General features: G+C 44.6%; 20 protein-coding genes and 1 riboswitch. Of the genes, 19 read left to right on the forward strand and 1 reads right to left on the reverse strand.

Annotation, left to right across the window (positions count from 1 at the left end):
- The first annotated feature begins 11 nt into the window (after positions 1 to 11).
- The 16 genes from R2J37_RS07365 to R2J37_RS07440 all read left to right on the forward strand — a co-directional run bounded on the left by R2J37_RS07365 (position 12) and on the right by R2J37_RS07440 (position 18,554).
- Positions 12 to 1,418 carry an alanine/glycine:cation symporter family protein gene (locus R2J37_RS07365; RefSeq protein WP_230106412.1) on the forward strand — a complete coding sequence of 469 codons (1,407 nt, stop codon included), beginning with the start codon at positions 12 to 14 and terminating at the stop codon, positions 1,416 to 1,418.
- A gap of 183 nt (positions 1,419 to 1,601) precedes the next feature.
- Entirely contained in the window at positions 1,602 to 2,915 is a 1,314-nt protein-coding gene (locus R2J37_RS07370) for an IS30 family transposase (RefSeq protein ID WP_316264893.1), read from the forward strand.
- Positions 2,916 to 3,282: 367 nt separating this feature from the next.
- Positions 3,283 to 3,396, forward strand: a riboswitch (glycine riboswitch).
- A 201-nt stretch (positions 3,397 to 3,597) separates the two neighbouring features.
- Positions 3,598 to 3,975: a GrdX family protein gene (locus tag R2J37_RS07375; RefSeq protein ID WP_230106411.1), complete on the forward strand. Its 378-nt coding sequence runs from the start codon at positions 3,598 to 3,600 to the stop codon at positions 3,973 to 3,975.
- A gap of 76 nt (positions 3,976 to 4,051) precedes the next feature.
- Positions 4,052 to 5,332: a glycine/sarcosine/betaine reductase component B subunit gene (locus R2J37_RS07380; protein WP_256193983.1), complete on the forward strand. Its 1,281-nt coding sequence runs from the start codon at positions 4,052 to 4,054 to the stop codon at positions 5,330 to 5,332.
- Between the two features lie 20 nt (positions 5,333 to 5,352).
- Entirely contained in the window at positions 5,353 to 6,663 is a 1,311-nt protein-coding gene (gene grdB, locus R2J37_RS07385) for a glycine reductase complex selenoprotein B (RefSeq protein ID WP_230106409.1), read from the forward strand.
- Between the two features lie 30 nt (positions 6,664 to 6,693).
- Entirely contained in the window at positions 6,694 to 7,638 is a 945-nt protein-coding gene (gene trxB / locus R2J37_RS07390) for a thioredoxin-disulfide reductase (RefSeq protein ID WP_230106408.1), read from the forward strand.
- A 48-nt stretch (positions 7,639 to 7,686) separates the two neighbouring features.
- Positions 7,687 to 8,004: a thioredoxin TrxA gene (gene trxA, locus R2J37_RS07395; RefSeq protein ID WP_230106407.1), complete on the forward strand. Its 318-nt coding sequence runs from the start codon at positions 7,687 to 7,689 to the stop codon at positions 8,002 to 8,004.
- Between the two features lie 50 nt (positions 8,005 to 8,054).
- A complete protein-coding gene (gene grdA / locus R2J37_RS07400; RefSeq protein WP_230106406.1) occupies positions 8,055 to 8,525 on the forward strand; it encodes a glycine/sarcosine/betaine reductase complex selenoprotein A in 471 nt (156 codons plus the stop codon).
- Positions 8,526 to 8,611: 86 nt separating this feature from the next.
- Positions 8,612 to 10,150: a glycine/sarcosine/betaine reductase complex component C subunit beta gene (grdC, locus tag R2J37_RS07405; RefSeq protein ID WP_256193985.1), complete on the forward strand. Its 1,539-nt coding sequence runs from the start codon at positions 8,612 to 8,614 to the stop codon at positions 10,148 to 10,150.
- Positions 10,151 to 10,163: 13 nt separating this feature from the next.
- Positions 10,164 to 11,318, forward strand: coding sequence for a glycine/sarcosine/betaine reductase complex component C subunit alpha (gene grdD, locus R2J37_RS07410; RefSeq protein ID WP_230106404.1), 1,155 nt, complete (start codon positions 10,164 to 10,166; stop codon positions 11,316 to 11,318).
- A gap of 100 nt (positions 11,319 to 11,418) precedes the next feature.
- Positions 11,419 to 12,612 carry an InlB B-repeat-containing protein gene (locus R2J37_RS07415; protein WP_316266923.1) on the forward strand — a complete coding sequence of 398 codons (1,194 nt, stop codon included), beginning with the start codon at positions 11,419 to 11,421 and terminating at the stop codon, positions 12,610 to 12,612.
- Positions 12,613 to 12,694: 82 nt separating this feature from the next.
- The gene (locus tag R2J37_RS07420; RefSeq protein ID WP_256193987.1) at positions 12,695 to 13,927 is read left to right on the forward strand and encodes a GNAT family N-acetyltransferase; all 1,233 of its coding nucleotides are present in this window, start codon (positions 12,695 to 12,697) and stop codon (positions 13,925 to 13,927) included.
- Positions 13,924 to 14,400: a threonine/serine exporter family protein gene (locus tag R2J37_RS07425; protein WP_316266926.1), complete on the forward strand. Its 477-nt coding sequence runs from the start codon at positions 13,924 to 13,926 to the stop codon at positions 14,398 to 14,400. Before R2J37_RS07420 ends, R2J37_RS07425 begins: the two co-directional genes overlap by 4 nt.
- A gap of 73 nt (positions 14,401 to 14,473) precedes the next feature.
- Positions 14,474 to 15,229, forward strand: coding sequence for an SIR2 family NAD-dependent protein deacylase (locus R2J37_RS07430; protein WP_316266928.1), 756 nt, complete (start codon positions 14,474 to 14,476; stop codon positions 15,227 to 15,229).
- Positions 15,222 to 16,685: a glutamate--tRNA ligase gene (gene gltX, locus R2J37_RS07435; RefSeq protein ID WP_230106399.1), complete on the forward strand. Its 1,464-nt coding sequence runs from the start codon at positions 15,222 to 15,224 to the stop codon at positions 16,683 to 16,685. Before R2J37_RS07430 ends, gltX begins: the two co-directional genes overlap by 8 nt.
- A gap of 3 nt (positions 16,686 to 16,688) precedes the next feature.
- Complete coding sequence (locus tag R2J37_RS07440; protein ID WP_316266930.1) at positions 16,689 to 18,554, forward strand: ATP-dependent helicase; 1,866 nt, start codon at positions 16,689 to 16,691, stop codon at positions 18,552 to 18,554.
- On the opposite strand, the gene R2J37_RS07445 is transcribed toward R2J37_RS07440, so the two are convergent.
- Entirely contained in the window at positions 18,551 to 18,850 is a 300-nt protein-coding gene (locus tag R2J37_RS07445) for a DUF1292 domain-containing protein (protein WP_230106397.1), read from the reverse strand. The genes R2J37_RS07440 and R2J37_RS07445 overlap by 4 nt on opposite strands.
- A 189-nt stretch (positions 18,851 to 19,039) precedes the next feature.
- On the opposite strand from R2J37_RS07445, the gene R2J37_RS07450 reads away from it, so the two are divergent.
- From R2J37_RS07450 to R2J37_RS07460, 3 genes are read left to right on the forward strand one after another with little or no spacing between them, the layout of a single operon-like run.
- Complete coding sequence (locus R2J37_RS07450) at positions 19,040 to 20,056, forward strand: sugar ABC transporter substrate-binding protein (protein WP_256193990.1); 1,017 nt, start codon at positions 19,040 to 19,042, stop codon at positions 20,054 to 20,056.
- Positions 20,057 to 20,077: 21 nt separating this feature from the next.
- Positions 20,078 to 21,775, forward strand: coding sequence for an alpha-amylase family glycosyl hydrolase (locus R2J37_RS07455; RefSeq protein WP_316266933.1), 1,698 nt, complete (start codon positions 20,078 to 20,080; stop codon positions 21,773 to 21,775).
- 39 nt (positions 21,776 to 21,814) lie between these two features.
- Positions 21,815 to 22,363 (forward strand): DUF5662 family protein, encoded by a 549-nt coding sequence (locus R2J37_RS07460; RefSeq protein ID WP_230106394.1) that lies wholly within the window; start codon positions 21,815 to 21,817, stop codon positions 22,361 to 22,363.
- Positions 22,364 to 22,373: the final 10 nt, after the last annotated feature.

Consider the following 22,373-nt stretch of genomic DNA (forward strand, 5'->3'; position numbering starts at 1 on the left):
GAGGGTGTGTTGTGGAAACACTAAACGAGATTGTGCTGAAGGTGCAGCACTACTTATCAGACTACATTTTGATTGTCGCCCTTGTGGTGGCAGGGCTGTGGTTTACAGCTCGCACAGGATTCATTCAGGTGAGAGGCTTCAAACGCGGTATGAAGCAGGTGTTCGGAGGGCTTTTCGGCAAGAAAGGTGAGGCTGGCAATGACGGAATGAGCTCTTTCCAGGCCCTGGCGACAGCTATTGCGGCGCAGGTCGGAACTGGGAATATTGCAGGTGCAGCTACTGCGATCGCAATTGGAGGTCCGGGAGCGATCTTCTGGATGTGGGCGGCAGCGTTTCTTGGAATGGCAACGATCTATGCAGAAGCACTGATGGCACAGAAATATAAACAGGTAGGAGCAGACGGAATCGTAACGGGAGGTCCGGTTTACTATATCAGGGCAGCGTTTAACAATGTTTTTGGAAAAGTACTGGCAGGTATTTTTGCAGTACTTTTGATTTTTGCCCTTGGATTTATGGGAAATGCAGTGCAGTCCAATTCCATTGCATCTTCTTTTAACACCGCATTTGGTATTCCGCAGTGGATCATGGGCCTGATCGTGGCTGTCCTTGCATTGTTTATCTTTTCCGGCGGTATGAAGAGAATTGCCAAGGTTACGGAAACCATGGTTCCTCTTATGGCTGCTCTTTATATTATCGGTTCTCTGATCGTTATTATTTATAACTGGAGAAATATTCCGCTTGCATTCTATGAGATTTTTGTGGGAGCTTTTGCGCCGTCTTCTATTGCAGGAGGTGCAGTTGGCGCTACTATTAAACTGGCTCTGACAAAAGGTGTTGCCCGCGGACTTTTCTCAAATGAAGCAGGTATGGGATCCACACCTCATGCGCATGCGGTTGCGAAAGTGGATCATCCGGTTGAGCAGGGGCATGCCGCTATGATCGGCGTATTTATTGATACCTTTGTTGTGCTGACAATGACAGCACTTGTAATTGTTACAACCCGTGCATTGCCGGAGTCCTACAAAGTAGTGGACGGAGGATATACAGCGGCGGCACTTAGCCAGTTTGCATATTCTCTTGTATATGGAAAAGGCGGAGAGATATTTATTGCAATCTGCATGTTCTTCTTTGCATTTTCCACGATCGTGGGATGGTATTTCTTCGGTCAGGCAAATATCAAATATCTGTTCGGACCCAAGGCAGTGCCGATCTACTCTATACTGGTATGCATCTGTGTATTCCTGGGGTCTCTGGCGCAGGTAGATCTTGTATGGAATATGGCGGACTGCTTCAACAGTATGATGGTTGTGCCGAATATAATCGGTCTTCTGGCCCTTAGTGGAATGGTGAAGAAAGTACATGATGATTATTTTAATAACTTCCTTCCGAAACAAAAGGAAAATATGAAAAATAAATAAAAACATATATTTTGAATTGTGCAATACGCACAAAAGTGAGTTTGTTTTTTCCCAAAAATGAAATTTTAAATTCCACCTCTCCTACGGGTAGTAGCGTTTACTTCTGCACAGTTGATATTTACTCTTTCATACATCCATGGTATGGTTATCTCTCCTTCTGACAGCAGTAGAAGGAGGCTCATCATGAGTAAATATATTCCTGGTAACCAAAAACATCTTACCCTTGAAAACCGTATCTATATCGAAAACGAACTAAATAAGGGCACTTCCTTTAAGGATATTGCCAGGTTCCTGTGTAAGGATCCTACTACAATCTCTAAAGAAGTCAGGGCTCACCGTCTCTCAGACTGGTATCACAAAGGGACTTTCTATAATGCCAAAAACTTCTGTATTCACCGCTATCACTGTAAGAAAACGAACGCCTGTGGAAAGATTGTCCTGTGCGGAATCAAATGCGCATCCTGTCCTACCTGCAACCAAACCTGCAGAAACTTTGAAAAAGAGCATTGCGTAAGGCTTGACCGGGCTCCCTATGTCTGCAACGGCTGTACGAAAAAAATCAATCACTGCACGCTTGCCCACAAATACTCTTATAACGCCAGGTTCGCTGACAGGAAATACCGGGAAAAACTCCGGGATTCTAGAACAGGTATTAACATGACCAAACGGGAGCTTCACAAAAAGGATCAGATCATTTCCCCTCTGATCGAACAGGGACAGTCTCCCTATCATATCCTGACAAACCATCCGGAGCTGGATATGTCCGTCCGTACCCTGTATTCGTATCTTGACCAGGGACTCTTTACGGCAAGGAACATAGATCTGAAACGGAAAGTTCATTTCAAACCAAGAAGGTGCCATAAAACACAGATCACGGACAGAGCAGTCTTTAGCAACCGATTATATCATGACTTCTGTTCCCTTGCCCTTACAGGCTATGTCCAGATGGATACTGTCCATTCTTCCAGGGAATCAAAAAAGACCTTGCTGACCATGTTTTTCACCAAAGAAAAACTCTTCCTTGCTTTTCTGATGAACCGCTGCACCAAAGGCGCTGTCCGTCTTGTTTTTGACCGTCTGGAAAAGCGTATGGGAACCTATGAATTTACTTCCGTGTTTGAATATATCCTCACGGACCGGGGCTCTGAATTTGGTGATCCGGATGCTTTGGAAACCGGCGTAAACGGAATACAGCGTTCCAGCATTTATTACTGTGACCCGATGCAGAGTGGGCAGAAGGGCGGATTGGAACAAGCACACACGATGCTGCGGATGATCCTCCCAAAAGGAACCAGTTTTGAATTCCTTACACAATGGGACGTAAACCTGATTGTGAACCATATCAATTCCACACCGAGGGAAAGCCTGGGTGGGAGGACGCCATACAGCGTCGCGTTGGAAGCACTTGGAGAAGAGGTCTTAAACGCATTTCAGCTTAGACCGATTGCCCCGGATGAGGTAAATCTGACGCCTAAGCTGATCCGCTTTAATCACTAATCAACTGATCGAAATCTGCTGTCAGACTGGAAGTAAACGTTTCACATTTTTTAGATGTGGCCGGTGGAATTCAGTCCCGCACACCGTATTCCAGCGGTCCGTTTCCCATGCCCAGAAATCAAGTATTTTTCGATGAGTTTAGCTAATTATAACAGAAAACTGGAGATTTTGCTTAAAAATCCCCTGTAAAATCCGCGAAAAATAAAGTATGGTGGAATTTACCTCTTCACCGGAATTTAAAATTTCAATTTAGCAGTTTGTTTTTTCATAGGTGTTGCAAAAAAAACGTTCATAATGTACTATAGACACATAGAATAATTCAGTAAAATATATGTAGAAAATCTATAAGTAAATTTTGACAGCAGGTAGATTTTTCCTACGAGAGAGCTGTGACGATGCAGCCGCCGAAGAGGCAAACCGCAAGGATGAGGGTGAACATCCGGGCGGTGAAACTTTCAGGCAAAAGGATTAGGGAAAGTACTGCATTCTGGATCTTGTAAGAGCTGGCAGAGTAAAAGTGTTCTGCGCAGACAATAAGACAAAAGACAGAAGAGGGCGATGAACACACAGAAGTGTTTTCAACGTCCTTTTTCTTTTTAACGTAACTCTTTGTTTATCTATAGAAAAGTCCTATAGAGCAAAAAGTTCTCTTACAGACATCTTTGGGAAGGAGATTGAAAACGTGGCAAGCTATAGTGTCCTGACAAACAATCCTCTTGTTCGCGATACGCTGAAAGACAAAAAAGAGGTCATTTATAAAGAAATTTCTTACGAAGATGTTTTGCGGGAAGCAAGAGACAGAGTATACCGGGGATACAGGCTTTTATCACATCCTTTATCAGGAAGTGTAAAACCTAATGAAACACCATACAAATCCATTATGATTGGGAACAGAAAGGAGGAGATTGACGCACAGTCCGTCAGGATCATAGAATCCGCTATAGAATCATGCCGGAAGTTTGTTTTTAAATCTGACAAATATAAGCCGGAAGTGTATAAGGATTTTCAACTGATCGACTGGACTTTGCTGGAAAGTGCAATGGCATCGGCAGATGCGTAGTAATGCCTTGAGATGGTTTTTCTGTGAAGCCAGAAAACAAAAAAGAAAACAATGATTAACAAGGAGGGAACACACAGTGAAATTAGAAATGGGGCACATATACATTAAGGACATCCAGTTTGCAAGCGAGTCAAAAATCGAAGACGGAATCCTCTATGTATCCGAAGAAGAAGTAAAGAAAGTAGCTCTGGAGGACGAGAAGATCAAAAGCGTATCCTTTGATATTGCCCGTCCGGGAGAGTCTGTTCGTATTACACCGGTAAAGGATGTAATTGAGCCGCGTGTGAAAGTAGAAGGCAAGGGAGGAATCTTCCCGGGAGTGATCGCCAAAGTTGATACAGTAGGAAGCGGAAAGACTTATGCGCTTAAAGGAATGGCAGTTGTAACTGCAGGACGTATTGTCGGATTCCAGGAAGGTATCATTGATATGACTGGCCCGGGAGCAGAATATACTCCATTTTCACAGACAAATAACCTGGTAATGGTATGTGAACCAGTTGATGATATCAAACAGCATGACTATGAAAAGGCAGTGAGATTTGCAGGATTCAGAGTGGCAGTTTATCTTGGGGAACTGGCACGTAACCTGACACCTGACGAGACAAAAGTATATGAGACATGTACGATCAAGGAAGGATTTGAGAAATATCCGGATCTTCCAAGAGTTGCTTACGTTCAGATGCTTCAGAGCCAGGGACTTCTGCATGATACATATGTATACGGCGTAGATGCAAAGAAAATTGTTCCGACAATTTTAAGCCCGACAGAAATTATGGATGGTGCGATCGTATCAGGAAACTGTGTATCCGCATGTGACAAGAACCCAACTTATGTACATTTGAATAACCCGGTTGTCCATGACCTTTTTGAGGAACATGGAAAGACGATCAACTTTGTATGCCAGATCATTACAAATGAGAACGTATACCTGGCAGACAAGCAGCGTTCCTCTGACTGGACAGCAAAACTTTGTAAAATGCTGGATCTGGACGGTGTTATCGTATCACAGGAAGGTTTCGGTAACCCGGATACAGACCTTATCATGAACTGTAAGAAGATTGAAGCAGAGGGTGTTAAGACTGTTATTATTACAGATGAATACGCAGGACGCGACGGAAAATCCCAGTCTCTTGCAGACGCAGACGTTGCAGCAGATGCAGTTGTAACAGGCGGAAATGCAAATGAGGTTATTATTTTGCCGAAGCTTGACAAAGTGATCGGAACACTGGATTATGTGACAAAGATTGCTGGTGCAAGTGAAGAAACATTGCGCGAAGACGGCTCCTTAGAGGTTGAGCTTCAGGTAATTACCGGAGCAACAAATGAGACTGGCTTTAACAAGCTGAGCGCAAGATAGAAGGGAGGACATACGCGAAAATGAGTAAAATAAAAGTAGTACATTACATTAATCAGTTCTTCGCAAATATCGGTGGAGAGGAAAAAGCAGATTACCCGGCAGAGCTTCGTGTAGGCGAAGTAGTAGGACCAGGTATGGCGTTCAATATGAACTTTAAGGATGAAGCAGAAATTATTGCAACAATCGTCTGCGGTGACTCCTATTTCAATGAAAACCTTGACAAGGCAAAAGCAGATATCCTTGCTATGGTAAAAGAGCAGGCGCCTGACGTATTTGTTGCAGGACCGGCTTTCAATGCAGGACGTTACGGCGTTGCATGCGGAACGATCGCAGCAGCGGTTCAGGAAGAACTTGGTATTCCGGCAGTTACAGGTATGTATGTAGAGAATCCAGGTGCTGATATGTTCAAGAACCAGGTATACATGGTATCTACAAAGAACAGCGCAGCAGGTATGAGGGATGCAGTGGGCAAGATGGCTCCTCTTGCGCTGAAGCTTGCGAAAGGCGAAAAGATCGGCGCTTCCTGTGAAGAAGGATATATGCCGAACGGCATTCGTGTAAACTTCTTTGAGAAGGAGAGAGGATCCAAACGTGCAGTGAAGATGCTCCTTCAGAAACTGGCTGACAAGCCGTATGTGACAGAATATCCGATGCCGAGCTTTGACAAAGTAGCTCCGAATCCGGCTGTGAAAGATCTTGCACATGCAAAGATCGCTCTGGTTACTTCCGGCGGTATTGTTCCGAAGGGAAATCCGGACCACATCGAAAGCTCCAGTGCTTCTCATTATGGAGAATATGACATCACAGGCGTTATGGATCTGACAGCAGATACATATGAGACTGCTCACGGCGGATATGACCCGGTATATGCAAATGAAGATGCAGACCGTGTTCTTCCGGTAGACGTTCTTCGTGAAATGGAAAAAGAAGGAAAGATCGGTGAACTTCACCATCTGTTCTATACAACAACAGGTAACGGTACAGCCGTAGCATCTGCAAAGGCTTTTGCAGATGAGTTTTCACAGAAATTGAAAGCAGACGGAGTTGACGCAGTTATCCTGACCTCCACTTGAGGTACCTGTACTCGTTGCGGTGCAACGATGGTAAAAGAAATCGAGAGAGCAGGAATCCCGGTTGTACATGTTTGTACAGTTACTCCGATTTCTATGACAGTAGGAGCAAACAGAATCGTTCCGGCGATCGCAATTCCTCATCCGCTTGGAAATCCGGCACTTGACCCGGCGGAAGAGAAAGAACTTCGCCGTCACATCGTAGAGAAAGCTCTGGAAGCTCTTACCACAGAAGTGGATGGTCAGACAATCTTTGATTAATAAAAACAGCTGAAAAAGGAGATGTTACCGATGAGCAAAATTTATGACGTAATCATCCTTGGAGCAGGTCCGGGAGGACTTGCTGCAGGACTGTACGCAGGACGGAGCCGCCTGTCTACCCTTGTCATCGAAAAGGGACAGGACGGCGGACAGATTGCGATCACAGACGACATTGAGAACTATCCGGGACAGATCGTAGAAGGAGAGTCCGGTCCGTCATTGATCGCAAGAATGACACAGCAGGTGGAAAAGTTCGGTGCAGAGCGTGTTTCTGACACGATCAATGCTGTGGATTTCAGCGGAGAGATCAAGATCTTAAAGAGCGCAAAAGCAGAGTATCAGGCAAAGAATGTCATTATTGCAACCGGCGCATATGCAAGACCGATCGGATGCAAAGGAGAAGCGGCATTCAGAGGAAAAGGAGTTTCCTACTGTGCAACATGTGATGCAAACTTCTTTGAAGATCTGGAAGTATTTGTAGTCGGAGGCGGTGATTCTGCAGTAGAAGAAGCAATGTATCTGACAAAATTCGCGAGAAAAGTTACGATCATCCACAGAAGAAACGAGCTTCGCGCAGCAAAATCTATCCAGGAGAAGGCATTTGCAAATCCGAAGATTGAATTTTTCTGGGACAGCGTAGTAGAGGAAGTCGGCGGAGACGATATCCTGCAGTGGATGAAAGTAAAGAATGTCAAGACTGGCGAAGTAAAGACAGTGGAAGCCGACGAAGAGGACGGCATGTTCGGTGTGTTTGGATTTATCGGAACGGTTCCAAATTCCAAGATCTTTGAGGGCATCATTGATATGGACGAAAGAGGCTATATTAAGACAGATGAGAATATGCACACCAATATTCCAAATGTATATGCAGTAGGGGATGTCAGGATCAAGAGCCTGCGTCAGGTAGTGACAGCGGCAGCTGACGGCGCAATTGCAGCTGTTCAGGTAGAGAGAAGTCTTTCCGATTATTTCTAAACCGCTGAAGCAAAAAATGCCATAAATATTCATGAAGGAGTGATTACAATGATAGAAGTAGATAAGAATACATTTGAAGAAGAAGTTCTGAAAGCAGACGGTTATGTTTTCGTAGATTTTTACGGTGACGGATGTGTACCGTGCCAGGCATTGATGCCGAAGGTACATGAGTTTGCTGATACTTACGGGGATAAAATGAAATTTACAGCCCTGAATACAACAAAGGCACGCCGCCTTGCAATTTCCCAGAAAGTACTGGGACTTCCTGTGATGGCTATTTACAAGGACGGAGAGAAGATCGACGAAGTTGTAAAAGACGATGCTACAGAGGAAAGCATTGAAGCGATGATTAAGAAATATCTTTAATCATAAAAAACAACCAAAATGAATTACTGAAGAAAGGAGAAAGCATAATTATGGCTATTTTAGAAGGTAAAAAAGCAATAATTATCGGAGACCGTGATGGTATCCCGGGACCGGCTATCGCAGAATGCGTGAAAACAGCTGGTGCTGAGGTTGTATTTGCATCAACGGAATGTTTCGTCTGAACGAGCGCAGGCGCAATGGATCTGGAAAACCAGAAGAGAGTAAAAGAATTTGCTGACGAGCTGGGAGCTGAGAATTTAGTAGTAATTCTCGGTGCAGCAGAAGGTGAAGCTGCAGGACTTGCAGCTGAGACTGTTACAGCAGGAGATCCTACTTTCGCAGGTCCATTGACAGGAGTCCAGCTTGGACTTCGTGTTTATCACGTATGTGAACCAGAAATGAAAGAAGAATTTGACGAAGCAGTATATGACGAACAGATCAGTATGATGGAAATGGTTCTCGATGTAGATGATATCATCTCAGAGATGACAGCCATCAGAGAACAATACTGTAAATTCTAATCAGGCGGGGCGGCGTCACCCCGCCGCTCCGTATATCAGGTAATATTTGGTTGGAACAATTTAAGATGGAAGGAAAGGGAAAACCCATGAACAGTGTAATTAAAGGAGCCAGCTATGTATTAGTACATACTCCTGACATGGTTTTATATAATGGAACAACACAGACAACAGAGCGTATTGTAAACCCGGAATCTGAGTATCTGAAAGAAGTGCCGGAGAAACTTCGTTCCTATGAGGATGCAGTTGCTTACTGGCCGAACCAGACCTATATCGGAAACGTACATCCGGAAGAGCTGGCAGAAGTAGAGTTCCCATGGTATGACAAGAAGATGGAAAACGCCGACCGCTATGGAAAATATGGCGAGATCATGCCGGAAGAGGAATTTTTGCTTCTTGTACAGGCAAGTGATATGTTTGAAGTCGTACGTCTGGATAAAGATTTTGTTGCAAAATATAAGGATGCATTTGCAAAAGATCCTATTATCTCAGAGGATATCGTTGAGAAAGTTCACGAGGGTGTGGAATTAAGCGAGATCGAACATTTTGTGAACGAAGAACATGCAGAAGGGCTGTATTTCGATGGAAAACTTGTAGGCTGTGTAAAGGCTGCTCACGACATTGATGTGAACCTGTCTGCTCATGTTATGCATGAGAACCTGATGAGCAAGGCTTCCAGTATTCTGGCTCTGCTCTATGCGGTTCGCAATGCGGGAATTGATAAATCAGAAGTAGAATACGTGATCGACTGTGCAGAGGAAGCATGCGGTGATATGAATCAGAGAGGCGGCGGAAACTTTGCAAAGGCTGCAGCTGAAGTGGCCGGACTTGTAAATGCAACAGGTTCTGATGCAAGAGGATTCTGCGCTGCACCTACTCACGCTGTGATTGAAGCAGCTGCTTTGGTAAAATCCGGAGCATACAAAACAGTTGTTGTTACGTCCGGAGGATGTACTGCAAAACTTGGTATGAACGGGAAAGACCATATCAAAAAAGGTCTTCCGATCCTGGAGGACTGCCTTGGAGGATTTGCTGTTGTTATTTCCGAAAACGATGGTGTAAATCCGGAGATCGATCTTAGCCTTCTGGGACGCCACACTGTTGGGACAGGTTCCGCTCCGCAGGCTGTTATCGGAAGCCTGGTGGCAGATCCACTTGACAGGGCAGGCATGAAGATTCCGGATATCGATAAATATTCACCGGAAATGCAGAATCCGGATATTACAAAACCGGCAGGAGCAGGGGATGTTCCTCTGGCAAACTACAAGATGATCGCAGCTCTGGCTGTAAAACGCGGTGAGCTGGACAGAAAAGAACTTGCTGACTTTACAAAGAAACACGGACTTACCGGATGGGCTCCGACACAGGGACATATTCCTTCCGGAGTACCTTATATCGGAGTTGCAAGGGAAGACATTCTGGAAGGAAAGATCAAGAATGCCATGATCATCGGTAAAGGAAGTCTTTTCCTTGGACGTATGACAAATCTTTTTGACGGTGTATCTTTTGTTATTCATGGAAATACTGCAGAGGCAGAGAAAGCTGAAGCAGGCGTTTCTGAAGAGGAAGTAAAAGGACTGATCGCAAAAGCGATGAAGGATTTTGCAGCAACATTAATGGCAGAGTAAAGGAGTGGAGAAAATGGCAAATAGTATTGAAAAAATGATTGCCTCCACCTTTATGGAAATGGCAGAGGGTCTGGAGACCGGAAGCTTTGGGAAAAAGCCGAAGATTGCTCTGACAGGTATGGGCAGTGAGCATGGGGAAGAAAATGCAATGGAAGCTGCCGTTGCTGCGGCAAAAGAGGGCATAGATGTATACTACATTGGTACTCTGGAGGCAGAAGGGGTAACCACGGTAAAGGTGGCTGATGAAGAAGAAGGCCACAAAAAGATGGAAGAACTTCTGAAAAATAAGGAAGTGGACGGTGCAGTAACAATGCATTTTCCATTCCCGATCGGAGTTTCTACAGTGGGACGCGCTGTGACACCGGCAAAGGGAAAAGAAATGTTTGTCGCTACAACGACAGGTACTTCCAGCGCAGACCGCGTGGAAGGAATGATCAAAAATGCGATTTATGGAATTATTGCTGCAAAAGCATGCGGGAAGAGCAATCCGACCGTAGGTATTCTGAACGTGGATGGGGCACGTCAGACAGAAATTGCGTTGAAGCAGCTGAAGGAAAATGGGTATGATATCTCATTTGCAGAATCAGCAAGGGCAGATGGAGGCTGCGTAATGCGCGGGAATGACGTGCTGCAGGGCTCCCCGGATATTATGGTATGTGATTCGCTGTCCGGAAATATTCTGATTAAAATGCTGTCATCCTTTACGACAGGAGGAAGCTTTGAAGCAACCGGTTATGGCTATGGCCCTGGTATCGGGGAAGGGTATGATCAGCTTGTTATGATCATTTCCAGGGCGTCCGGAGCACCTCTCATCACGGGGGCTATCCGGTATGCAGCAGAGCTGATCCGCGGAAAGGTATTTGATGTTGCAAAGAAAGAGTTTGCAGCAGCCAATAAGGCCGGGCTGAAGGATATCCTGAATGCCAGAAAAGCGGCAGCAAAACCGGCAGCGGAAGAGGAAGAAGTAAAAGCACCGCCGAAAGAACCGGTAACTTCACAGATTGCAGGAATTGAGATCATGGATCTGGAAGACGGAGTGAAAGTTCTGTGGAAGCTTGGCATTTACGCAGAGAGTGGAATGGGATGTACAGGTCCTATTATCCTCGTGTCAGATGCAAATTATGAAAAAGCAGCAGAAGAGCTGAAAAAAGCAGGTTATATTAACTAAAGTTCAGTACAGGGAAGTGGCAGCCGGTGTGCCGAGATGCCACTTCCTTTTTCTGCGCCTTATATTGTTTGGAAAATTGTGGAATTATATAATAGAGGATATGAGAACAGAAACCATAGCGTTAATAAATGAGGGGTCATTGGGGCTGGATTTTAAGCCGGTGATGACAAGGGTGTTAAAAGGCGTACTGGTGGCGGCTTCAGTATGGATTACAGCATCTGTAGTGTCTAAGGAGGAGGCAATGAACCCGGGAACAGGAGAAAGCTTTGGCCTGGAAACAGCCAGAGAAAGCGTCGGACGGTATCCCGGAGTCGGCAGTGAAGTGACAGAAGAAGCACACAGTATTTTAAAATTGATGGAAAATCGAATTGTTTTGGCAAAAGCAGTTTTGGAGGAAAAAGAAAATACAGCTTTGAATGAGACAGAAAACCCGGGTCGGAAACTTTCTATAGAAATGGCGGCACCTGCCGTTATATCAGAAGGAGCGTCAGGGGTAAAAGAAGTAATAACAGTTCCGGCAGCGGATAAGGAATCTTCCGATACAGCAGGAGGAGAATATGAGCTGACATTTGATGGTTCTCTTCCTATGGATTACTGTGTGGGCAGTACAGTGGAACTGTCGGATATCACTTTAATGTATCGGGGCGGGAAGATCATGCCGGAGGATGCGGCAGTGAAAATTCCCGATACAGGAAAAGCAGGGAATTATAAAATTTCTGTGGAGTACAAAGGCTGTAAAGCAGAGATTCCCTTTGGTGTTGTGGATTATAAAGTCCATTTGAACGGAAATGGAGGAAGTTGTACGACAGATATGGCATATCTGACAGATTATATGCTGGAAGAGACGGCAGTTCCTGTTCGTCCCGGAAAAGAATTTGTCGGATGGTATAGAGATGAGGCGTGTACGATTCCTTTTGAGAGAGCCAAAAGGGGAGAGACAGAGCTGGAATTATATGCAGGATGGAAAGAATATACGGGATTTCTCTGTGATGACGCAGGATATATTACAAGTTATACAGGAGAAGGAAATAGGATTACAGATGGGCTGCTTGTTTTGCCGGATAGAGAAGGATGTGTCGGAATCAGGGCAGGATCCTTAGATGGATTTGCAGAAGAGATATTTGAAATTTATGTTCCTGCCGGAATTACTGACATTGAACCTGGAACTCTGGAAAACCTGCCTCTGCTGTTTTATATTGAAGTGGATTCAGATAATCCGGTATATGAGAGCAGAGAAGGGCTTTTATACAGCAGGACAGACGGAAGTCTTATTTTACGGCCGGCAGGAAGATAAAAAAATATCTGTAATTTTTCCCCGGATAGTGATATAATAAGCAAGATACAGCTGTTAATATTATAACCGAGGAATCAAAAATATGAGGATTCATCAGATTACAGAAAATAAAAAGGCATTTTTGGATCTATTATTACTGGCAGATCCCCAGGAGGACATGATAGAGAAATATCTGGACGCTGGGGATATGTTTGCGTTATATGACGAAGAAGGTGAAGTGCAGTCAGTCTGCGTTGTTACCATGAACAAAGCAGGGAGCTGTGAATTGAAAAATATTGCTACAAGAGAAAAGGCGCAGGGCAGAGGATACGGAAAGGCCCTGCTTCACTATGTGTGCGAGAAGTACAGTTTCCAATGCTCTACCATGTATGTGGGAACGGGAAACAGCAAAAAGACGATTGGCTTTTATGAACACTGCGGTTTTACTCCTTCTCATATCGTGCCGGGATTTTTTACGGAAAATTACCGGGAAGAAATTTATGAAGATGGTGTGCTGCTGACAGACATGGTTTACCTGAAGAAGGATCTGGCTAAGGAATCGGATCCGAAGCGGGTTATGGATCTGGCTTTGGAGGCAGGAAGGATCCTTTTGAAAAACGGCGGAGAGATTTTTCGTGTGGAGGAAACAATTGAACATATCTGTAAACGTTTCCATGTCAATGATGTAGATACATTTACCATGAGCCATGCAATTATCATCAGCGTTAAAATCGGAGATGGTGATTCCTACACAAAGGTAAAACATATACCGCTTTCTGCCGCTCATCTGGGAATTGTAGCTGAAGTGAACGATTTATCCAGGGAGATTGCCGCCGGCATGGTGGGATTGGATGAGGCGTTTGAGCGGCTTGCGGAAATTGAAAAAATACCGCCAAAAAGAAGCTATTTTCAGGTTCTTTCTGCCGGTATAGGCAGCGGATGCTTCGGGTATCTTTTGGGAGCAGGAGTCCCGGAGAGCTTTGTAGCATTTTTGATAGGATGTATTCTGTATATTTGGGTGCTGACCGCGAAAAAGCATCACATGTCCAAAATTCTCGTAAATATTACAGGCGGCGTGCTGCTGACAACTCTCGGTCTTGTGGCATTGCAGATTGCCCCTGTTCCACTTCAAAGAGACGGGATCATCATTGCATCTATTATGCCTTTAGTGCCCGGAATGGGATTTGTCAATGCAATCCGTGATATAGCAGACAGTGATTTCCTGTCTGGGACAGTGCGGATGATCGATGCGCTTCTTGTGTTTGTATATATAGCGATCGGCGTGGGGATCACACTTGGGATTTATGCAAATATGGCAGGAGGTGTTCTTGGATGATAGAGTACATTGTGGCAAATCTGATATGCCCCTTTTTTGGCACCATTGCTTTTTCCGTTCTGTTTAACGTGCCGAAACGGTTTTATTTAAGCTGCGGCATTACTGGTACAATGGGGTGGATCGTATACTGTCTGACAGTCAATTTAACCTCGGCAGCCATTGCTTCTTTTTTGGGAACACTGGTGGTAGTTCTGATATCGAGAATGCTGACAGTGCGGATGAAGTGCCCGATCACGGTTTTTCTGATCTCCGGCATTTTTCCTCTGGTGCCCGGAGCGGGCGTTTATTATACCGCCTACTACCTTGTCATGAATCAGCTGGGAGAGGCTGCACAGCGTGGGATTGGAGCGATAAAAGTGGCTTTTGCCATAGTACTTGGCATTGTCTGCATTGTCTCTATTCCCAGAGAATTTTTCCGCCCGGATTACTGGAGGAGCCGCCGGCTCCACAAGAGAAAGATTCAGAATAGTTGATTACCATAATTCACATGTGTTATACTGATTATGAAAAGCATAATACACAGCCTGAAAGAGGAGGCGAATAGGTATGTCAGATATAACGGAAATCATCTGTCAGATACTGAAGAAAAGCAGGTACACAGTGGCATTAAGCGGTTTTGGAATGCTTGTGGAAAGCGGATATCCGGCAATTCGTGACGGGGGAGAGTCCTACGATATTGAACAGAAGTACGGATATTCAACAGAAGAGATCTTTTCCAGTTCCTTTTTTTCGACGCGTAAACCGCAGTTTTACGATTTCTACAGAAAAGAAATCCTTTCGGCTCTGGATACACCGCCGGGGAAAGGATTTTATGAGATGGCCAGGCTGGAGGAGATGGGGATTTTGCAGACCATTATTACCCGGCGTATTTTCCATTTGCCCTCACGTGCAGGATGTAAAAAGGTCATTGAGCTTCATGGAAATGTATACCGCAATTATTGTACACATTGCGGCCAGGAGTATTCTATGGAGTATGTAAGGGATGGAGAGAAGATTCCTTTATGTGAAAAATGTAAACAGGCTATTCGGCCGGATGTGCGGCTGTTTGGGGAAATGGTGGATAATCAGGTTATTACAAGAGCTGCAACGGAGATTCAGAAAGCCGACGTGCTGCTGGTGCTTGGTACGAACCTGAAAAGTTATCTCTGTACACAGCTTCTGGATTACTATGAAGGAGATAAGCTTTTGCTGATCTCGAAAGAACAGCATTTTTCAGATAAATTTGCAGATATATACTGGAACAGCAGAGTGGATGATGCTCTGGATAAAATTATAACAGAAATGGAGAAGAACAATGAGTAAAGTAAGAACAAGATTTGCACCAAGTCCTACGGGAAGGATGCATGTGGGAAATTTAAGGACGGCATTATATGCTTATCTGATAGCGAAACATGCGGGAGGAAGCTTTATGCTTCGGATTGAGGATACAGACCAGGAACGTTTTATGGAAGGGGCTCTTGAAATTATTTACCGGACTCTGGAAAAGACCGGACTTGTACATGACGAGGGACCGGACAAAGACGGAGGAGTGGGTCCTTATGTGCAGAGCGAGAGAAACGCTGCAGGTATCTATATGAAATATGCCAAACAGCTCATTGAGCAGGGAGATGCATACTACTGTTTCTGTGATAAAGAACGCCTGGAGTCTTTAAGGAGCAAAGTGTCAGAAGACGGAAATACAGAGATTGTTGTCTATGATAAACACTGCCTTCATCTGAGCAAGGAAGAGATTGAAGCGAACCTGAAGGAAGGAAAGCCATATGTGATCCGCATGAACATGCCCACAGAAGGGACAACAACCTTTCATGATGAAATATACGGGGACATCACAGTGCCCAATGAAGAGCTGGATGATATGATTCTGATCAAATCGGACGGATATCCGACTTATAATTTTGCAAATGTAGTGGATGACCATCTGATGGGAATCACCCATGTAGTCCGCGGAAATGAATATCTGTCCTCTGCTCCGAAATACAATCGTATTTACGAAGCTTTCGGATGGGAAGTGCCGGTTTATGTGCATTGCCCGCTTATTACGGATGAAAACCACAAAAAGCTGAGTAAACGCTGCGGCCATTCTTCTTATGAAGATCTTCTGGATCAGGGATTTGTATCAGAAGCAATCGTGAATTATGTGGCTCTGCTGGGATGGTGTCCGGAGGGAACACAGGAAATCTTCTCTCTGGATGAGCTGGTAAAAATCTTCGACTATCATCATATGAGTAAGTCTCCGGCTGTGTTTGACATGACAAAGCTGAAATGGATGAATGGCGAATATCTGAAAGCAATGGATGCAGACAGGTTTTATGAGATGGCAAAGCCTTATATTGAAGAAGTGATCACAAAAGATTATGATTTGAAGAAGATTGCGGCGCTTGTAAAGACCAGAATCGAAATCTTCCCTGATATCAAAGACCAGATTGACTTTTTCCAAGAATTGCCGGAATATGACACAGCAATGTACTGCCATAAGAAAATGAAAACAAATGAAGAGACTTCTCTGGAAGTTTTAAAAGAAGTTCTTCCGATCCTGGAAGCGCAGGATGATTACAGCAATGACGCCCTGTATGCCACCCTGAAAAAGTATATTGAAGAAAAAGGTTACAAAAACGGCTATGTAATGTGGCCGGTGAGAACTGCCGTGTCCGGCAAGCAGAATACGCCTGGCGGAGCGACAGAAATTATGGAAGTACTTGGCAAAGAAGAGTCCCTGTGCAGGATCCGTAAGGGAATTGAATTGTTAGAAACGAGGTAAGGAATGCATCTGAATAAGGCACAGCAAAAAGCAGCCTGTCATTTCCAGGGGCCATGTATGGTCCTTGCCGGTCCCGGTTCCGGGAAAACGCTTACCATTGCAGCAAGAATAGAAAATCTGATTAAAAGGTACAAAGTAAGACCAGAAGAAATTCTGGTCATTACTTTTACCAGATATGCTTCCTATGAAATGCAGAACAGATTTAAAAGTCTTATGGGAGGAGTCTGTCCTCCTGTAACATTCGGGACATTTCATGGGATCTATTACGGGATTCTAAGGTGGGCTTATGGATTTACTTCGGCAAATATTCTGACCGGGGAAGAGAGCAGCAGACTTTTGGGGCAGATTCTGGCTCTGCCGGAACTGGATCTTAAGCTGGAAGTGGAAGATGAACAGGATTTTATCAGAGATCTTCTGACAGAAATCGGAAAAGTAAAAAATAACGGGTTGGATATTCAGACATATAAAGCGTCCGTATGTCCGGGAGCATTTGCAGATATCTACCAGATGTATGAAAAGAAGAGAAAGGAAATGCGCAAGATCGATTTCGACGATATGCTGATCCTCTGCCATGAGCTTTTTAAGTCCAGACCAGATATTCTTGAAAAATGGCAGGCCAGGTTCCGGTATATTCTGGTAGATGAATTTCAGGATGTCAATAAAATACAGTATGAAATTTTGAAGATGCTGGCGCTTCCTGAAAATAACCTGTTTGTAGTAGGAGATGACGATCAGTCGATCTATCAATTCCGGGGAGCGGACCCTTCTATTATGCTTGGTTTTTCCAGAGACTATCCCGATGCCGGGCAGATTCTCCTGGACGTCAATTACCGCTCCACTGCTCATATTTTAAACGGCGCCCTCCGAGTGATCGGACATAATGAACAGAGATTTTCCAAGGAGATCAAACCCCATGCGGGAAAAGGAGAGTGCGTCCATGTGCAGGAAGTCCTGGATGTGACAGAGGAAGGAAAGTATGTGATAGAGGGCGTGAAAAAGAGGATGGAACAGGGCGTGCCGGCAAGAGAAATCGCAGTACTGTTCCGTACGAACCGGGATGCCAGGATCCTGGCGGAAATGCTGGCGGAATACCAGATTCCCTTTGAAATGAAAGAAAATATCCAGAATATTTATGATCACTTTATTGCCCGCAATATAAAAAGCTATCTGAAACTGGCTGCCGGAAGCAGGGAGAGAAGATATTTTCTGGATATTATGAACTGTCCGAAACGCTACTTAAGCAGAGAATGTCTGGAATCTTCCAGAGGGGATTTTGAGGAGATGAGGAAATTCTATTGTGACAAGGGGTGGATGCAGGACCGCATCGATCAGTTTGAGTGGGATGTTAAGATGATGGAAAACAAAACCCCTTATGCGGCAATACAATATATAAGAAAGAAGATCGGCTATGACGATTATCTGAAAGAATATGCCAAAATCCGGCGTATACGGGAGGAAGATCTTTTTGAAATTCTCTATGAAATTCAGGAAAGATCCAAGGAATTTCAAAGTTTTGAAGAGTGGTTTCTCTATATAGAGAACTACGGACAAATGTTAAAGGAGAAGAAGGGCAGAGGCAGAAAAGATCAAACTGGGGAACAGGGCGTGTCGCTTATGACCATGCACGGCGCAAAAGGCCTGGAATTTGATACAGTATTTGTGATCGGAGGAAATGAAGGCGTCACTCCTTACCGAAAAGCCAAACTTGATGAAGAGATCGAGGAGGAGCGCCGGATGTTTTATGTGGCTATGACACGGGCAAAGAGAAAACTGGTAATCAGTTATGTAAAAACGAAAAACGGAAAGGAACTAAGTCCTTCCCGCTTTGTTGAAGAGCTTTTGTTGAAAGAAGGAGAAAGCAGACATTAAAGATCCTCTTCCTCGCCAAATTCCTGCTCGTCCAGCCATTCGTCAAATGCATCTGCCGCGATTTCATATTCTTCATCGTCAAGAATATTTTCCAGATCCGGATTTTCCGGGTCTGTGTCAATATAACGGTAAAGATATACATCGCCTTCTTCGCTTTCGCCGTTTTCATCCAGAGGAAGAAGGGCAATATATTGACGTCCGCCGGCTTCATAGACAGTCAGAACAGCGCATTCAATCTCTTCATCGTTATCCAGAGTCAGTGTTACAGTAATTTCATCCATATTTTCTGTAGCCATACAAAAATCTCTCCTTTATTCTTTCTGTTTTTACTCTATCAGAGCGACGCCACAAAAGCAAGTAAAATCTATGTTGCGAAAAGAGAAAGGAAAAGGAGAGGGAAATGGCTGGGGCTGGTAAAAATGAAAAAAATGTAGTAAAATACAAAATATATGTGACTGGAATCATTCGCAAGGAGGAGCAGATATATGAAAAACCGCAAGATAAAAGTGCTTCTGGCACTTGTTGTCATGGGAATTATGATGTTGGCCGGATGTAAGAAGCAAGTGGGCACACCGGAAGATAATCCGGTTCAGGAAGAAGATACAGAAGAAACAGACGAGGAAGAAGCAGAAGAGGAAGGGTACAAATTTGGTTTCAGCGGAATCAATATGGAGAATCCTTATTTTATTACGCTGGAAAATGCAATTCGCGAATCGGTTACAAGCTCAGGGAATACACTGATTACCGAAGACCCGGAAGGAGATGCCCAAAAACAGGCTTCACAGATCACAGAGATGATCGAGGCAGGGATTGATGCCATTTTTTTAAGCCCGGTAAATTGGGAGGAAATTACTCCCTCTTTGCAGGAACTTCAGGAAGCGGATGTACGCATTATCAATGTAGATACACAGGTTAAGGAAATGGATTATGTAGATGCCTATGTGGGATCTGACAATGAAGCAGCCGGACGTATGTGCGGTGAGGCGTTGATTGAGAAATGTCCGGACGGAGGCAAAGTACTGATACTGGAATGCCCGACACAAAATTCTATTAATGAGAGAATTACAGGATTTGAGGAGGCGATTTCAAAAGCGGAGGTCGGTTTTGAAATTGTGGCAAGAGAAAATACAGACGGAAAATTTGAAAAGTCAGTGGAAGTGGCACAAAATATCCTCAAAGAACATACGGATGTAACAGCCATTATGTGCGGAAATGATCAGATCGCGGTAGGAGCGCAGACAGCAGTGAACCTTCTTGGAATGGATGATGTAATTATTTACGGTGTGGACGGTTCCCCTGATATCAAAAAAGAGCTGGAAAAATCAGACACACAGATTGCAGGTACAGCGGCACAGTCTCCGATCAATATGGGGAAAAAGGCTGTGGAAGTAGGGCTTGCTATTTTGAACGGCGAAGAATATGAAAAAGAAAATTATGTAGAGATCATTGATATGATCACGAAAGATAATGTGGAAATGTATGGAGCAGATGGCTGGCAGTAGAAGCAGCAGGAAGGACGGAACATGAGAAGAGAAAAAGGGAAACCGCTGCCTTTGGGCGTGAGTGTGGGAAAAGACAGCGTTAATTTTGCAATAGAGGTTCCGGAAGGAAAAGAATGCAGATTGCTCCTTTACAAAAAAGGAGAACGGGAGGCTTCTGTCATTTTTGAAATGCCGGAAGAAGACGGAGTCGGAAGTGTACGTTTTCTGTCGCTTTTTGATTTTGCATATTCGGAGTATGAGTATAATTATCTGATAGATGAGGAGGTCTGTGTTGACCCCTATGCCAGAAGCCTTGCGGGAACAGAAGAGTTTGGCCGCAAATGGGAGCTTCAGGAGCATGAGGTTCGTGCCGGAATTTATGAGGATCACTATGACTGGGAGGGTGATCTTCCTCCCTGTATTCCTGCCAATGAAGTGGTGGCCTACAGTCTCCATGTGCGGGGATTTACGAAACACAGCTCTTCAAAAGTTGCCCATAAAGGTACTTTCCGGGGAGTCATTGAAAAAATTCCTTATCTGCTTGAGCTGGGGATCAATCAGATCCATCTTATGCCGGTATATGAGTTTGAACAGCTGGGAAAATATGTAAATTACTGGGGATACGGACCGGGATTTTATTTCGCTCCCAAAAGAGCTTATGCGGCATCAGACAATCCGGCGTCAGAATTAAAAGATATGGTGCGGGAATGCCACAAGGCCGGGATTGAGGTAATACTGGAAATGCCTTTCGAGGGCGGCACTTCCAGAATCCTTATGGAGGAGTGTCTGCGCTGGTATATGATGGAATACCATGTGGACGGATTTATTTTGAACCCGGATGTAACGCCGACAGATGGGAGCTATGCTGACCCGCTTTTAAGCAAAATGAAACTTTTCCATCATCAGGCAGGTTTTCAGAATGTTATGCGAAGGTTCCTGAAGGGGGACGAGGGCATGATTGAAGAGGTGATATACTGGCTTCGAAGGCCTGCAGGGGCGGAAGGCATGTATAATTATATTGCAGGTCATAATGGATTTACCCTGAACGATCTGGTTTCCTATGATGCAAAACACAATGAAGCAAATGGAGAAAACAACCAGGATGGACCGGATTACAATTACAGTTGGAACTGCGGAGCAGAAGGACCCAGCCGCAAGAGGGCGGTCGTGGCGCTAAGAGCAGGACAGATGAGAAATGCTTTTATGCTTGTTCTCCTTGCACAGGGGATTCCCTGTATTCTTGCAGGAGATGAATTTGGAAATACTCAGAAGGGGAACAACAATGTGTACTGTCAGGACAATCCGGTGGGATGGCTGGACTGGAGCAGACTTGAGAAAAACCGCGCTCTCCATGAATTTGTAAAGGAGATGATCGCGCTTCGCCGCAGTCACCCGGCGCTTCGGCAGAAAGAGGAACTTCGGGGCATGGACCAGATCAGCTGCGGCGTACCTGATGTGTCTTATCATGGAGAATATGCATGGCAGACGCCATCAGAAATATCCAGCCGCCAGCTTGGAGTATATTACTGCGGTATTGCAGCAAAAGATACGGATTGTTTTGTTGCTTACAACATGCATTGGGTAGAGCACAGTTTTGCTCTCCCGGCGCTTGGAAAAGGGAAAAAGTGGTATCTGACAGCGGACAGCAAAACAGGAGTCCTTGAAGATCCGGAAGTGCTGAAAAATCAGAGAGAAGCCGTTCTGGAAGAAAGGACGATCGCGCTGTTTATCGGCAAATAATTATGCAAGACTACTTTTGCGGACAGGAGATTATGTGAGATGAAAGCCTGGGGGCATTTTTGTACAATAACGCATCACAAGATTCTCGTAATGAGAGGCTGCTTTAAAATCGGATTATACAGACAGGGACTGCTGCATGATATGTCCAAATATTCCCCTGTAGAATTTCTGGTTGGCTGTAAATACTATCAGGGCAACCGAAGTCCCAATAATGCAGAGCGGGAAGAAAAGGGCTATTCCCTGGCGTGGCTTCATCATAAAGGGAGAAACAAGCATCATTATGAATATTGGATCGACTATGGCCTGGAAAAAGAGGACGGCATTATCGGGATGAAAATGCCGGTGCGCTATGTGGCGGAAATGTTTGTAGACCGCATTGCTGCCTCGAAGACTTATCAGAAGGAAAATTACCGGGATGAACATCCGCTGGCCTATTATGAAAGAGGAGCTGCCAGGCTGGGACGGATGATCCATCCGGATACAGCAGCTCTCCTCCACAGCCTGCTGAAGATGCTGGCAGAGGAAGGAGAGGAGCGGACCTACGCTTATATCCGCAATGTTGTATTAAAGAAAGATTTTCCCTATTAACTAAAAAGAG

This window comes from Claveliimonas bilis, from assembly GCF_030296775.1.
GTDB classification, from domain to species: domain Bacteria; phylum Bacillota; class Clostridia; order Lachnospirales; family Lachnospiraceae; genus Claveliimonas; species Claveliimonas bilis.

Bases quoted from the DNA above. Each gene is read 5' to 3' on its own strand.
- R2J37_RS07440 (WP_316266930.1), top strand. From the start codon at position 16,689: ATGCATCTGAATAAGGCACAGCAAAAAGCAGCCTGTCATTTCCAGGGG.
- R2J37_RS07450 (WP_256193990.1), top strand. From the start codon at position 19,040: ATGAAAAACCGCAAGATAAAAGTGCTTCTGGCACTTGTTGTCATGGGA.
- R2J37_RS07425 (WP_316266926.1), top strand. From the start codon at position 13,924: ATGATAGAGTACATTGTGGCAAATCTGATATGCCCCTTTTTTGGCACC.
- R2J37_RS07460 (WP_230106394.1), top strand. From the start codon at position 21,815: ATGAAAGCCTGGGGGCATTTTTGTACAATAACGCATCACAAGATTCTC.
- grdC (WP_256193985.1), top strand. From the start codon at position 8,612: ATGAACAGTGTAATTAAAGGAGCCAGCTATGTATTAGTACATACTCCT.
- grdD (WP_230106404.1), top strand. From the start codon at position 10,164: ATGGCAAATAGTATTGAAAAAATGATTGCCTCCACCTTTATGGAAATG.
- gltX (WP_230106399.1), top strand. From the start codon at position 15,222: ATGAGTAAAGTAAGAACAAGATTTGCACCAAGTCCTACGGGAAGGATG.
- R2J37_RS07445 (WP_230106397.1), bottom strand. From the start codon at position 18,850: ATGGCTACAGAAAATATGGATGAAATTACTGTAACACTGACTCTGGAT.
- trxA (WP_230106407.1), top strand. From the start codon at position 7,687: ATGATAGAAGTAGATAAGAATACATTTGAAGAAGAAGTTCTGAAAGCA.
- R2J37_RS07430 (WP_316266928.1), top strand. From the start codon at position 14,474: ATGTCAGATATAACGGAAATCATCTGTCAGATACTGAAGAAAAGCAGG.
- R2J37_RS07455 (WP_316266933.1), top strand. From the start codon at position 20,078: ATGAGAAGAGAAAAAGGGAAACCGCTGCCTTTGGGCGTGAGTGTGGGA.
- R2J37_RS07415 (WP_316266923.1), top strand. From the start codon at position 11,419: ATGAGAACAGAAACCATAGCGTTAATAAATGAGGGGTCATTGGGGCTG.
- trxB (WP_230106408.1), top strand. From the start codon at position 6,694: ATGAGCAAAATTTATGACGTAATCATCCTTGGAGCAGGTCCGGGAGGA.
- R2J37_RS07420 (WP_256193987.1), top strand. From the start codon at position 12,695: ATGAGGATTCATCAGATTACAGAAAATAAAAAGGCATTTTTGGATCTA.
- R2J37_RS07370 (WP_316264893.1), top strand. From the start codon at position 1,602: ATGAGTAAATATATTCCTGGTAACCAAAAACATCTTACCCTTGAAAAC.